Source organism: Streptomyces sp. NPDC093221, from assembly GCF_044753885.1.
GTDB lineage: Bacteria > Actinomycetota > Actinomycetes > Streptomycetales > Streptomycetaceae > Actinacidiphila.
Genome location: NZ_JBIVOA010000004.1, coordinates 766,966 through 780,879 on the forward strand (window position 1 = coordinate 766,966; position 13,914 = coordinate 780,879).

General features: G+C 71.7%; 8 protein-coding genes. 4 read left to right on the plus strand and 4 right to left on the minus strand.

All coding sequences use genetic code 11. The annotated features are described in order from the left end of the window. Positions 1–36: 36 nt before the first annotated feature. Positions 37–1,251 carry an aromatic acid exporter family protein gene (locus tag ACIQCJ_RS20285; protein ID WP_355347699.1) on the minus strand — a complete coding sequence of 405 codons (1,215 nt, stop codon included), beginning with the start codon at positions 1,249–1,251 and terminating at the stop codon, positions 37–39. A 231-nt stretch (positions 1,252–1,482) separates the two neighbouring features. Here ACIQCJ_RS20285 and ACIQCJ_RS20290 point away from each other — a divergent pair, with 231 nt between their 5' ends. The 3 genes from ACIQCJ_RS20290 to ACIQCJ_RS20300 all read left to right on the plus strand — a co-directional run bounded on the left by ACIQCJ_RS20290 (position 1,483) and on the right by ACIQCJ_RS20300 (position 7,988). Continuing rightward, a complete protein-coding gene (locus ACIQCJ_RS20290) occupies positions 1,483–3,648 on the plus strand; it encodes an NPCBM/NEW2 domain-containing protein (RefSeq protein WP_391050731.1) in 2,166 nt (721 codons plus the stop codon). A gap of 332 nt (positions 3,649–3,980) precedes the next feature. Further along, entirely contained in the window at positions 3,981–6,101 is a 2,121-nt protein-coding gene (locus ACIQCJ_RS20295; RefSeq protein WP_391050749.1) for a discoidin domain-containing protein, read from the plus strand. Between the two features lie 390 nt (positions 6,102–6,491). Continuing rightward, positions 6,492–7,988, plus strand: a complete 1,497-nt coding sequence (locus ACIQCJ_RS20300; protein WP_402712103.1) for a hydrolase — start codon at positions 6,492–6,494, stop codon at positions 7,986–7,988. 42 nt (positions 7,989–8,030) lie between these two features. Here ACIQCJ_RS20300 and ACIQCJ_RS20305 read toward each other — a convergent pair whose 3' ends face one another. The 3 genes from ACIQCJ_RS20305 to ACIQCJ_RS20315 form a co-directional block, all read right to left on the minus strand. Beyond that, on the minus strand, positions 8,031–10,172 hold the full coding sequence (locus ACIQCJ_RS20305) for a SpoIIE family protein phosphatase (protein WP_391050727.1): 2,142 nt from the start codon (positions 10,170–10,172) through the stop codon (positions 8,031–8,033). A 314-nt stretch (positions 10,173–10,486) separates the two neighbouring features. Continuing rightward, positions 10,487–11,065: a hypothetical protein gene (locus tag ACIQCJ_RS20310; protein ID WP_402712104.1), complete on the minus strand. Its 579-nt coding sequence runs from the start codon at positions 11,063–11,065 to the stop codon at positions 10,487–10,489. 970 nt (positions 11,066–12,035) lie between these two features. After that, complete coding sequence (locus ACIQCJ_RS20315) at positions 12,036–12,224, minus strand: hypothetical protein (RefSeq protein ID WP_391050723.1); 189 nt, start codon at positions 12,222–12,224, stop codon at positions 12,036–12,038. A 718-nt stretch (positions 12,225–12,942) separates the two neighbouring features. On the opposite strand from ACIQCJ_RS20315, the gene ACIQCJ_RS20320 reads away from it, so the two are divergent. After that, the gene (locus ACIQCJ_RS20320) at positions 12,943–13,770 is read left to right on the plus strand and encodes a peptidoglycan-binding protein (protein WP_402712105.1); all 828 of its coding nucleotides are present in this window, start codon (positions 12,943–12,945) and stop codon (positions 13,768–13,770) included. Positions 13,771–13,914 lie beyond the last annotated feature (144 nt).

Genomic DNA, 13,914 nt, shown 5'->3' on the forward strand with positions numbered 1-13,914 from the left:
TCAGCCGTACGTTGACGCGAGCTCGCGCGCCGGCCGTCAGCGCAGGACCGCACGGGCGGCGCCCAGCCGCTTCTTGATCATGTGCAGCCAGGGGTGCCGGTCGCTCTGCTCGCGCGAGTAGCGGTCCAGCTCCTCCACCAGGCGCTCGGACCGCTTCTCGACGGCCAGCTCGTCCAGGATGCGGTCGACCTCGGCCAGCAGCGCGCCGTGCAGCTGCCACTGCCGGGGGTGCTCGCGCACCTTGGCGAGCAGCAGCTGGGCGGTCCTGTCACGGCTGGCCGTGCTGTCGGTGAGGGCCTGCGCCAGCTGCTCCTCCGCCGACTGCGCGTTGGCCGCGACCTGGGTGGTGATCAGTACGGCGAAGCTCTCGATCGCGTGCGCCACGTGGTCGAACAGCTCCTCAAGTTCGACGGCGACGTCGTCGGGGAACAGCGACTCCTCGGTGCGGTGCTTGGCGAGGTCGGTGAGCGTCCTGGACAGCACGCGCAGCACCACCGCGCAGATCTCCAGGGTGTCGAGCCCCGTCCGCAGCACGATCCGGGAGAGCACGCCCTCGCGGACCCGCGGATTCCACCGCAGGCTGTCCTCCGCCTGCCGCAGCGAGGCGTCGACCTCGACGATGTCGTGGTCGACGCGGCGCGCCTCGTGCAGCCGGGCGGCGGCGCGCTCGACGGGGAGGTGTCCGGCCAGCTCGCCGCCCATGTCGCGGAAGAGGGCGCCCATCCGGCGGGACAGCGACTCGATGGAGCCGCCCGCGGACTGCACCCAGACCGGCGGCGCGAACAGCAGGTTGAACAGCAGGCCGACGCCCGCGCCGATCAGCGTCTCCAGCACCCGGTCCCACGCGGTGTCCGCGACCCGGGTCACGCCGAGGACGAGCATCGCGCTGATCGCGACCTCGGGCACGAACTCGCCGACCCGTACGACGCGGCCGATCAGCAGCGCGCTGAAGATCGTCAGACCCAGGCTCCACCAGCTCAGCCCGACCAGCGCGCTGAAGCCGATGGCGATCAGGACGCCGACCACCACCGAGTTCACCCGCCGGATGCCGGTGGTCAGCGTGGAGTAGAGGGTGACCTGGACGACCAGCAGAGCCGTCAGGGGCGCGGTCAGCGGGGCGGGCTGCGGGGTGAGCTGGACGGCGGCGACATAGGCGATGACGGCCGCGGCGGTGGACCTGAGGGTCTGGGCCGCGGCCGGCTCCGTGGTCCACCGGACCAGCTTGACCATGGGTTCTGGTACGTCGGGCATCCCGTGCACGTTCCCGCTCTCGGCGATCTCAGTGGTCCGGGCCCACCCTAAAGTCGATCTCCTCCGGAACGGCCGGTGGCGCGCCTCGTACGGTCATTCGGGATTGGCGCACGGCACTTCGGGGTTCACCGCACCGCGCTTATTGACATGCTCACGCTGCACCGCTGAAATGTGGTTGCTTTCGTTCGACCCCGTTGGATTGTGCGCCATTGAAATGACTCGGAGCCGCACATGCCGCACGAACGACACACCAAAACACACCACCTCCGGCAGCGTCTCGCGGCCTCGGCCGCGTCGCTCACCCTCGTCGCCGGGGCGGGAGCCGGACTCACCGCACTGGCCGCGACCGCCGCCGTGACCGCTCAGATCGCCGCCGCACCACCGGCCGCGGCCCTCGACAACGGCCTGGCCCTGACCCCGCAGATGGGTTTCAACAACTGGAACTCCACCGGCTGCGGGTCCCAGTTCAACGAGGCGATGGTCAAGGGCATCGCCGACCTCTTCGTCTCCCAGGGCCTCAAGGCCGCCGGATACACCTACGTCAACCTGGACGACTGCTGGGCGCTGCCCAGCCGCGACGCCTCGGGCAACCTCGTCGCCGACCCCGTGCGCTTCCCCGACGGCATCAAGAACGTCGCCGACTACGTCCACTCCAAGGGGCTGAAATTCGGCCTCTACTCCTCCGCGGGCACCAAGACCTGCAACAGCGCGGGCTTCCCCGGCGGCCTCGGCCACGAGCAGCAGGACGCCAACCTGTGGGCGTCCTGGGGCGTGGACTACCTCAAGTACGACAACTGCAACAACAACAACGTCGACGCGCAGCAGCGCTACAAGGCGATGGGCGACGCGCTGAAGGCCACCGGCCGGCCGATCCTCTACAGCATCTGCGAATGGGGCTCCAACCAGCCGTGGAACTGGGCGCCCGCGGTCGGCAACTCCTGGCGTACGACCGGGGACATCAGCGACTCGTGGTCCAGCATGATCAACATCGCGCACCAGAACCAGCAGCTCGCGCCGTACGCCAAGCCCGGCGCGTGGAACGACCCGGACATGCTGGAGGTCGGCAACGGCGGCATGACCGACACCGAGTACCGCACCCACTTCAGCCTCTGGTCGGAGATGGCCTCGCCGCTGCTGATCGGCAGCGACATCAGGACCGCGTCAGCCGCCACGCTGACGATCCTGAAGAACGCCGACGTGATCGCGGTGGACCAGGACCCGTTGGGCAAGCAGGGCTCGGTGGTCTCCTCCTCCGGCGGCCTCGTGGTGATGTCGAAGCCACTGGCCAACGGCGACCGCGCGGTGACGCTCACCAATGAGAACGCCTCCGCCCAGACCGTCAGCACCACCGCGCAGGCCGTCGGCGTCGGCGGCGCGTCCTCGTACGCGCTCAAGGACCTGTGGTCCAAGGCGACATCGAGCACCGGCGGCACGATCAGCGCGTCGGTGCCCGCGCACGGCACGGTGATGTTCCGGGTCACCCCGGGCAGCCCGGTGCCGCCGCCGACCGGGCTCAACGAGCTGAGCGACCTGTCGTGGACCTCGGCGGTGAACGCCTGGGGCCCGGTCGAGCGCGACCACAGCAACGGCGAACAGGCCGCGGGCGACGGCAGGACGCTCACCATCGGCGGGACCACGTACGCGAAGGGACTCGGGGTGCACGCGCCCAGTGACATCTCCTACTACGTCGGCGGTCTGTGCGGAAAGCTGACCGTGGACGTCGGGGTGGACGACGAGGTGGGGAGCAACGGCTCGGTGGACTTCCAGATCTACCGCGACTCCACCCTGGTCGCCGACAGCGGGACCCGTACGGGCAACGACGCGGCGGCGCACCTGACCGCCGACCTGACCGGAGGGACGACGCTGCGGCTGGTGGCCACCGACGCGGGCGACGGCATGAACTACGACCACGCCGACTGGGCCGACGCCAAGATGGCCTGCGGCAAAGGCCCTTCGGCCGGCACGCACGCCCTCAGCGACCTCAACTGGTCGTCGGCGGTGAGCGGTTGGGGCCCGGTCGAGCGCGACCGCAGCAACGGCGAACAGGCCGCTGGCGACGGCAGGACGCTCACCGTCGGCGGCACCACGTACAGCAAGGGGCTGGGCGTGCACGCGGCCAGCACCGTCGTCTACTACCTGGGCGGCGGGTGCTCCTCGGTCACCGCCGATGTGGGGGTGGACGACGAGGTCGGCAGCAAGGGCTCGGTGGACTTCCAGATCTACCGCGACTCGACGCTGGTGGCCGACAGCGGGGTGGTGACCGGCAGTGACACGGCCCGGCATCTGACGGCCGCTCTGGGCGGCGGTACGGAGCTGCGGTTGGTGGTCACCGACGGCGGCAACGGCAACGACTCCGACCACGCCGACTGGGCGGGGCCGGTACTGACCTGCGGCTGACACGCAGGACTGGACCAATCATGGCGGCGGAGATTTTTCTCCGCCGCCATCGTCATGTTCACCGTCTCAAGCTCTTGCACACAGCGACAAGCCGCTTAACTCCCTTATCGGGACGAGTGGTTCGTTGACCCTTCGGGTGTCGACATCAAGGCGGGTCCGAGTGAATTCGCGGGGCGAATCTCGTTCACTTTCTTGACGTGTCAGCAACAGCGCCGTAATCATCGCAGCATTCAGAGAGCGCTCTCTCGCTCGGCGACCAATCAGGAGACGCCGTGATCGGCAACCCCCCACAGACCCTTCCGTCCCCCACGACACGATTCCCCAGATCGCTGATCTTCGCCTTCGTCGCGGCCCTCGTCGCGACGCTCGCGCTGGCGGTCTCACAGACTCCGGCCAAGGCCGCGGGCACCCTGCTCTCGCAGGCGAAACCGGCCACCGCCTCCTCCACGGAGAACGCGGGCACGCCCGCGTCGGCCGCGGTCGACGGCGACCTCGGCACCCGCTGGTCCAGCGCGGCGGCCGACCCGCAGTGGCTCCAGGTCGACCTCGGCGCCACGTCCACCCTCTCCCAGGTGGTGCTCAACTGGGAGACGGCGTACGCGAAGGCGTACCAGATCCAGGTCTCGGCCAACGGCACGACCTGGACGAACGTCTACAGCACCACGACCGGCGCCGGTGGCACCGAAACCCTCGACGTCACCGGCTCCGGACGCTACGTCCGGATCAACACCACGGCGCGCGCCACCCAATACGGCGTCTCGCTCTGGGAGTTCAAGGTCTACGGCTCCACCGGCACGGGCAACGCGGCCTGCGGTACGGCCAACTCCGCGCTGAACAAGCCCGCGACGGCCTCGTCCACGGAGAACGCGGGCACCCCCGCGTCGGCCGCGGTCGACGGCAACATGGGCACCCGCTGGTCCAGCGCGGCGGCCGACCCGCAGTGGCTCCAGGTCGACCTGGGCAGTTCGCAGAACGTGTGCGGTGTCCAGTTGAGCTGGGAGACGGCGTACGCGAAGGCGTACCAGATCCAGGTCTCGGCCAACGGCACGACCTGGACGAACGCCTACTCCACCACCACGAGCCCCGGCGCGACCGAGCTGATCACCCTGACCGGCACCGGCCGCTACGTCCGGGTCTACACCACCGCGCGCGCCACCCAATACGGCGTCTCGCTCTGGGAGTTCCAGATCTTCACCGGTGGCGGCGGCAGCACGACCCCGCCGACCACTCCCCCCACCACACCCCCGACCACCCCGCCCACCACGCCGCCGGGCGGCGCGGTCCTGCTGTCGTACAACAAGCCGGCCTCCGCCTCGACCTACCAGAACGCCAATAGCTGCGTCGGCTGCACGCCGGCCAAGGCGTTCGACGAGGACCCGGCCACCCGGTGGGCGACCAGCGACACCAACGGCTGGGTCGACCCCGGCTGGATCAGCGTCGACCTGGGCGCGACCGCGCACATCACGCAGGTCGTCCTCCAGTGGGACCCGGCCTACGCGACCGCGTACCAGATCCAGGTCTCGCCGGACAACACCAACTGGACGAGCATCTACTCCACCACCACCGGCAAGGGCTTCAAGGAGACCCTGAACGTGGACGGCACCGGCCGCTACGTGCGGATGTACGGCACCGCGCGCAGCAACGGCTACGGGTACTCGCTGTGGACCTTCGACGTCTACGGCACCGGCGGCAACCCCACCGCGCCGCCCGCCCTGCCGCCCGACCCGGGCAACCCCACGCACCTGGTGTGGAGCGACGAGTTCAACGGCGCCGCGGGCACCAAGCCGGACACCGGCAAGTGGACCCAGGACATCGGCGGCGGGCAGAACGGCGAGCTGGAGTACTACACCAACGGCGACAACACCTCGATGGACGGCAACGGCAACCTCGTCATCGAGGCCAGGAAGGAGAACGTCCAGGGCCACCAGTACACCTCGGGCCGGATCAACACCTCGGACCACTTCAACTTCACCTACGGCCACGTCGAGGCGCGGATCAAGGTGAGCGGCACGCAGGGTCTGTGGCCCGCGTTCTGGATGCTGGGGTCCAACTTCAAGACGGGCACGCCGTGGCCCAACTCCGGTGAGATCGACATCATGGAGCACGTCGGCAAGGTCGCCGACTCCGTCTACTCCACGCTGCACGCCCCCGCCTACAACGGCGGAAACGGTTACGGGTCCCCGTACACCCTCGCGGGCAGCGACTTCGCCTCGGACTTCCACACCTACGCCGTGGACTGGGACTCCCACCACATGACGTTCTCGGTGGACGGCCACGCCTTCTTCACCGCCGACAAGGCGACGGTGGAGGCGACCAGGGGTCCGTGGGTGTACGACCACCCGTTCTACATCATCCTCAACAACGCGGTGGGCGGTGACTGGCCCGGAGCGCCCGACGCCACCACGGTCTTCCCGCAGCGCATGCTGATCGACTACGTGCGCGTGTCGCAGTAACCGCGACGCCGCGCCCGCCGCGGTAGGCGCGTCCGCCTCCCCGTATGTGATGACGGTTCACACGGGGAGGCGGACGTATGTCCGGGGCAGGGGGGGTGCCGGACCGGGGGTTCGGGGGCCGGGGGGTTCGGGGATCGGGGGTTCGGGGACTGCGAACCGCGCTCCGGCGCACCGGCGCACCGGCGCACCGGGCGGCAATGTTGTCAGGGTCGCGTCATGAGCCTAGAGTGACGCGCGGAGTTTCCGGCCCCCACCCACCGGACGCGCGCGGCGAGAGCCGACCGGCAGCATTCACCCGCTCGTAACGCACGGCACATCAGTCACAGGTTCTACGCGCGCAGAATCATCTCCCGCACCCCCACTGACCGCCCCCCACCTGGAGGTTGACGGATGCTTGGAACCCGTGTGCCCCGCAGCCGTGTGCTGATCGGCGCGGCAGCCGCACTGGGCGCGATCGCGCTCGGCGCGGCCGGTCTCAGCGGCGGCTCCGCTCAGGCCGCCCCCGGCGCCCCGGTCGCGCCGGCCGCGGCGACGACGCACCGCGTGCTCTTCGACAACACCAAGGCCGAGACGGCCGGGAACGCCGACTGGATCATCAGCACGAGCCAGCCCGACCCGCTCGGCCAGAACGCCAACCCCACCAAGGAGACGGACTGGACCGGCGCCTTCTCCGCCTGGGGCGTCGCGCTCCAGAAGGCGGGCGGGTACACCCTCGACACCCTGCCGTCCGGCCGCACGATCACCTACGGCAACAGCTCCAACGCCCAGGACCTCAGCAACTTCGACACCTTCGTGCTGCCCGAGCCGAACGTGAAGCTGAGCGCGGCCGAGAAGACCGCCGTGATGAAATTCGTGCAGAACGGCGGCGGCCTCTTCCTGATCTCCGACCACAACAACAGCGACCGCAACAACGACGGCTGCGACTCCCCCTGCGTCATCAACGACCTGCTGACCAGCAACGGGGTCGACAACACCGACCCGTTCGGCTTCTCCGTCGACCTGCTGGACATCAGCACCGACAATCCGCGGGCGATCAGTGACGCGTCCAACCCGGTGCTGCACGGCCCGTTCGGCAACGTGACGGGCAGCATCCTGCGCGACGGCACCACCTTCACCCTCAAGCCCGCCGACAATCCGAACGTCAAGGGGCTGCTGTACAAGACGGGTTCGTCCGGCAACACCGGCGCGTTCTTCGTCACCAGCACCTTCGGCAGCGGCCGGGTGGCGATCTGGGGTGACAGCTCACCCGCCGACGACGGCACCGGCCAGTCGGGCAACACCCTCTACAACGGCTGGGACGACCCGGCGGGCACCGACGCCGCGCTCGCGCTCAACGCGACGGCCTGGCTGGCCGGTTCGGGATCGGGCGGCACGACGCCGCCCACCACTCCCCCGACCACCCCGCCGACCGGCGGCACCTGCACCGCGCGCCAGCTCCTGGCCAACCCCGGCTTCGAGTCCGGCACTTCGTCGTGGACGGCGACCAGCGGCGTCATCAACAACAACGCGTCGCAGGCGGCGCACAGCGGCTCGTACAAGGCGTGGCTCGACGGTTACGGGACCGCCACCACGGACACCGTCGCGCAGTCGGTGACCATCCCGGCGGGCTGCGCCGCGAGCCTGAGCTTCTGGCTGCACATCGACACCGCGGAGACCGGCACCACCGCCTACGACACGCTCAAGGCGCAGGTCCTGAACTCCTCCGGCACCGTACTGAGCACCCTGGCCACGTACTCCAACGTCAACGCGGCCTCCGGCTTCCAGCAGCGCACCTTCGACCTGGGCGCGTACGCGGGGCAGACGGTCACCGTCAAGTTCACCGGGACCGAGGGCTCCAAGCTCCAGACCTCGTTCGTCATCGACGACACGGCGCTGAACGTGAGCTGAGCGCGGCGGCGGTACGGGCGGCCGGGTCCCGGGAGTGGGGGCTCAGCCGTCCGTACCGGTCTCGTCCGGGTCGAATTCGCACCAGACGGCCTTGCCGTCGCCGCGCGGCTCCACGCCCCAGCAGGCGGCGAGCGCGTCGATCATCAGCAGGCCGCGGCCCGAGGTGGCCGCCTCGCCGGGCGATCTGCGGCGCGGCCAGACGCTCGACCGGTCCTGGACCGACAGCCGCACCCGGCGTACCGGTTCCGGCAGCACCTCAAGGGTGAGGACGGCGCCGCCCTCGGTGTGCAGCAGCACATTGACCAGCAGCTCGCCCGCGGCGAGTTCCACGTCGTCGGCGAGGTCGGCCAGGCCCCAGTCGGTGAGCGCCTGCCGCAGGGCGGACCGGGCGTCGGCCAGGCCCTCGGGGTCGGCCTGGTGGACGTAGCTGTGCATCCGCGGGGCGCGCGGGGTGCCGGTGTCGGGGGCGCGGCGCAGGATCAGCAGCGCGACGTCGTCGCCCGAGCCCCAGCGCTCCCAGAGGTTCTCCGCGAGGTGGTCGGCGAGCGCCTCGGCGGGCTGCGGGCCGAAGTGCACCGCCTCGGCCAGCGCCTCCATACCGATGGTGATGTCCAGACCGCGCTCCTCGACCAGGCCGTCGGTGCAGAACACCAGCGTCTCGCCGGGCACGAGGTCGATCCGGGTCTCGGGGAACTCGTGCAGTTCCAGGGTGGTGGCCAGGCCCAGCGGCAGGCCGCCGCGCACATTCGGCCAGCCGGTACGCCCGTCGGTGTGCCGGATCAGCGGCCCGAGGTGGCCCGCGCGGGCGGCGGAGACGGAGCCGGTGGCGAGGTCGATCTGCGCGTAGGCGCAGGTGGCGAAGCGCTCGGTGTCCAGTTCCGCCAGGAAGCGGGAGGCGCGGGCGAGCACGGTGGACGGCGGGTGGCCCTCGGCCGCGTACGCGCGCAGGGCGATCCTGAGCTGGCCCATCACGGCGGCGGCGTGCGTGTCGTGGCCTTGCACGTCGCCGACGACCAGGCCGACCCGGTTCTGCGGCAGCGCGACCACGTCGTACCAGTCGCCGCCGACCTCCCGCCCGCTGCGCGCCGCGTGGTAGCGGACGGCGATCTCGGCGCCGTCGACGCGCGGGATGTGCCGGGGCAGCATCGCGGCCTGGAGGCCGGTGGCGAACTCCCGCTCCTGGTCGAAGAGGATCGCGCGCTGGAGGGACTGGGCCAGGATGCCCGCGAGCGTCATGTACAGCTCGCGGTCCTCGGGCCGGAATTCGGTGCGGTCGTGGTAGAAGAGCGCGAGGCCGCCGATGGAGCGGGCCTGGGCGACCAGCGGCAGGAAGGCCGCCGCGAAGTTGCTGTCGGAGTCGACGCCCGCGCCGGGCTTCATCTGGGCGCGCAGCAGCGGAAACTTCTCGGCCAGCGCCGGGAAGTCCGTGGCGAACCGCGGCTGCTGCGTGATGACGGCCTGGGTGAGCGGCAGCGAGTCGTCGAGCCGCCGCAGCCGCAGCCCCTCGTAGAAGGACATCTCCCGGCCGCTGAAGGCGACCACCTTGAGATTGCCGGTCTCTATCAGGCCGAGCGTCAGTCCGTCGGCGCCGAAGCGCTCCAGGCCGCCCGCGCCGGTGAGTACCGCGATGACGTCGTCGACCGTGACGGCCGTGGACAGCGCCTCGATCGTACGGCGCACGATCGAGGGCAGGCTGCGGCGCTCGTGCCGCGGCGGCGGGGTGCTGGGCGCGGGGGTCTGGGTCAGCTCGGCGGTCGCGTCCCTGACGATGCCCAGGACGCGGTACGCGTTGCCGAGGTCGTCGCGCAGGATGGCGCCCTGGGTGTGCGTCCACTGCTTGGCGCCGTCCCTGCGGGTGACCTGGAAGTATCCGCCGTAGCTGCGGCGGCCCGCTTGCAGGGCCCTGCGCAGCGCGATGTCGAGGCGGGCGCTCTCCTCCGGGGTCACCCGCAGCACCAGCGAGTCGATCCGGCCGTCGAATTCCTCCGGGCGCAGGTCGAAGACGTCCAGTCCCGCCTGGTCGAGGTCGAAGGTGCCGAGGTCGAGGTCCCAGTCGAAGGTGCCCATGCCGTTCATGGCAAGCCGCTCCCCGGGGCCGATCTCCGGGGCCGTCGGCAGACCCGTCGGGAAAGGCCCCACGCGGGGGTCGTAGCCGCCACCTGGTGGCCGCTTGCGTGCCGTCATGCACCTGCTCCGGGGTCGGGCGGCGGTCATCTGACCACATCCGCGAGGCGGGCCACACGGACCACCAGGATAGCTTTGGCATGATTTATCGCCATGAGGGACATTATCCAGCGTCCCACATTCCGCCACGGGGCCGCGCTTCCGCCTTCTGGGCGGCTCGTGCAGGTGGCTCGTACGGGCCGCTCGTGCAGGCCGCTCGTACGGGCCGCTCCTACGGGCGCTCGTACGGGACACTCAGTCGGGGCTCCGTGGGGATGCGCGTCAGGTGCGCGTGGACGACCGCGCGAGGGAGCCTCGCCGGCGGCGGTACGCCGTCAGCCGCGGGTGGCGCGTCTGCGGCGGACGACGAGCACGCCCGCGGCGGCGACCAGGACGCCGCCCGCCAGGATCTCCCGCGCGTTCGGGGCGGACACATCGCCGCCGAGGCCGGTTCGCACCGCGCCGGTCCGCACCGCGCCGGTCGGCTTCGTACCGGTGGACGTCGTACCGGTGGACGTCGTACCGGTGGACGTCGTACCGGTGGACGTCGTACCGGCCGCGACGGTCAGCGCGGCGGTGCCCCGCTGGCTCCCGCAGGTGAAGGTCACGTCGTACCGCGCGCCGGGCTTGGCCTCGCCGTCCACCGTGGCGGTGGCGACCTGCCCGGGCCCGTCGCCCTTGCCGAGAGTCACGTCGCCAAAGAGCGCCGGGGCCGAGGCGGTCGCCCGGCCGGCGCAGTCGGTGGCCGTGAGGGTGACCTTCCCGCCGGGCACGACGGTGGTCGGCGAGACACCGAAGCCGAAGGACGTGAGGTCGGAGTCGGCCCGCGCGGCGGGTGCGGCCAGGGCCAGCGCGAGCGCCGTTCCCGCGACGAGGGCGGCCGTTGTCCGTCCGGGGGCACGTCCAGAGCGCATGCGGTCTCTCCACGCACCGGGGCGGTCTGGCGACCGCTCATGGGGGGACCGGCACGCTCCCCACCCAACCCGGCGCCGTCGCTGTCCGCCTTCCCTGCCGCCGCCTCCGGCCGCCCGGCTCCTCCCAACCCCCGTACCGCCGCGCCCTCTTGTCCCCGCCCGCCCCGTCCCCGGCCTCCGACCCATCCGGGTGACACCCCACCCCGTCGGCCGGGCGGCACCCCCAAACACCCGATGGGCCATTCGGCCGCCGTCCCCGCACCGCGCGGAACGCGGTTCCCCAAGGCCGCCGCGAGGTGCCCTGGCCCTGCGCAAGGCAGTGTCGTGAGGGGCCTGGGGCCGTGTTCGATGTACGGCTGCCGCCACGGGGGCGCGACCAGCCACGACGCTCCCGCACGTCACCACCCGCCCCGGAGAGGCATTCCGGTCGGTCCCCGGACCACCAGCCGGTGGGGGCCGGTCGCGCAGTTCCCCGCGCCCCTACGGGGCACGTCCCGGCCCGGATCGGTGAGCCGATCCCTCCAGGGGCCCGGCGCCGCGTTCGATGTGCGGCTGCCGCCGCGCAGGCGCGACCAGCCACGACGGTCCCACAGGTCACCACCCGCCCCGAAGGGGCATTCTGGTCGTCCCCGGACCACCAGCCGGTGGGGGCCGGTCGCGCAGTTCCCCGCGCCCCTACGGGGCACGTCCCGGCCCGGATCGGTGAGCCGATCCCTCCAGGGGCCCGGCGCCGCGTTCGATGTGCGGCTGCCGCCGCGCAGGCGCGACCAGCCACGACGGTCCCACAGGTCACCACCCGCCCCGAAGGGGCATTCTGGTCGTCCCCGGACCACCAGCCGGTGGGGGCCGGTCGCGCAGTTCCCCGCGCCCCTACGGGGCACGTCCCGGCCCGGAGCGGCTGCCGCCGCGTAGGCGCGACCAGCCACCACGCCCCCGAAGGTCACCGCCCGCGCCCCTGAGACGGGAGCCGTCAGGCGGTCGGGGTGAGGACGGACAGGACGACGAGGCCGGGCCGGGAGCGGGCCGGGGCAGGGGGACCGACCGCGGGAAAGCGGTCGACCAGGGCGTCGAAGACGCGATACGCGCTGGCCTCGTCGCGCGCGGTGATCAGGACGTGCACCACACCAGGTTCCCGAAGGTCTTCCCAGTCCTCTGCCATCACCGGCTCCTTCCGCCGTGGATCGGTCCCCCGGACAGACAACGCGCCGTGGGCGCGCAGTTGCGGGCGCCGGCGCGGTTCACTCCCACGGGAGCGCGCGCGGGGGCGTGCGGCATAGGCGCGCGATGACCGGGTACGTGTCGTGACCAGTCGGCGAGGATCACGAAGAGGCCCTCGCCAGGACCTTCGGAGGCAGCGATGACCAACCCCGTGCCCGAGCCCTTCCCGACGCCGGGGCCCGATCCGTTCCCGTCGCCGGTGCCCGGTCCCACCCCCGGCCCGGGTCCGGTCCCGGTGCCGGATCCGACGCCGACACCTCCGGGACCCGAGCCGGTGCCTCCCGGCCCGGCGCCCGACCCGGTGCCGCCGACGCCTGAGCCGAGTCCCGCGCCGCCCCCGCCGCCGCCGTCGATGTACTGAGCAGCGCCGCCGCACCGCCGGTCGCCGGGCCGGACGCGCAGCAGAAACGATAATTCTGCCGCGTCGGGCCCGGCCGCGGGCGACAACCGTGGATCACGCACGGTGCCGCTGCGCCTGTTGATACGAAAGAGGGGACGCCGAGGAACCGGTTCGGCCCGTCGGCTCCCCGATGGCTCACCCTTGTCCGCGGATGTCAAGGCCCCCTTGGCGGGGCCACCTTGTTACCGCACCCTGGGGTGCGGAAGTTTTCGCGGGTGGGGATGATCCGGCAGTGGCGTGAGTGAAACCGGTGATGGACATGGAAGACGACAGGGCGGGGCGGCGGGCAGCGGACGGGGAGCGTCGGTACCGGCCGGACCGCGCGGCGACGGCGGTCGCGGCACCCGAGTCCCGAGGCGGCGGCCAGGAGCCGCCGGATGTGATCGACGTGGTGTTCTCCGTGCCGGGGCCCGAGGACACCGGCCGCGCGGCGGCCGCAGGACCCGGTGGCGGGCCCGGCCGACGTGAACGGCTGCGCGAACGCCCGCTGTTGCTCGGCGCCATGTCCATCGCCGCGGTCGCGGTGGCGGCGGTGATCGCCTGGCAGGTGTGGCCGCAGTCGCCCGGCGCGACGGCGCCCGACCGGCCGGCTCCCCCGCCCTCCAGCACCCGGCCGCTGACCAGCGGCGGGATATCCGGCCACGCGGCCGGACCGCTGCCCTCGGCCGGCGGCCACACCGGCCGGGCACCGGCCGCCGACGGCGATCCGACCCGTCGGGCCACGCCACCGGCGGGGCCGTCAGCGATGCCCGGAAGCGGAGCGGAAACCGGGACCGGGCACGGGAACGGCTCCCCCGCGCCGGGGTCGAGCGTGACCGGCGCGCCGCCCAGCACCGCCCCCAGCGACTCCCCCGCGCCGAGCGCCACGGCCCCAACTCCCCGCACGCTCCATGCGGGTGACAGCGGATCGGATGTGACCGATCTTCAGCGGCTGCTGTTCGCGCAGGGATTCACCTATGTGTCGCCCACCGGGGTGTACGACGACGCCACCGTGCGCGGCGTGACGCAGATTCAGCGGGACCGCGGAATCACCTGTGACCCCACGGGTGTCTATGGTCCCTGCACTCGCGCCGCATTGGCCCCGTAACCGCTTTCCGCACGGTCTCGCCCCGGTACGCCCCCGCTGTGCGCCTTATACGCCCCGCGTATTCCCCTCGTTCTCCGGGAATTCGATTCGATCATTTTCCGGTCATTTTCCACCACGCGGACGATCGATCCTCACCATGGTCGA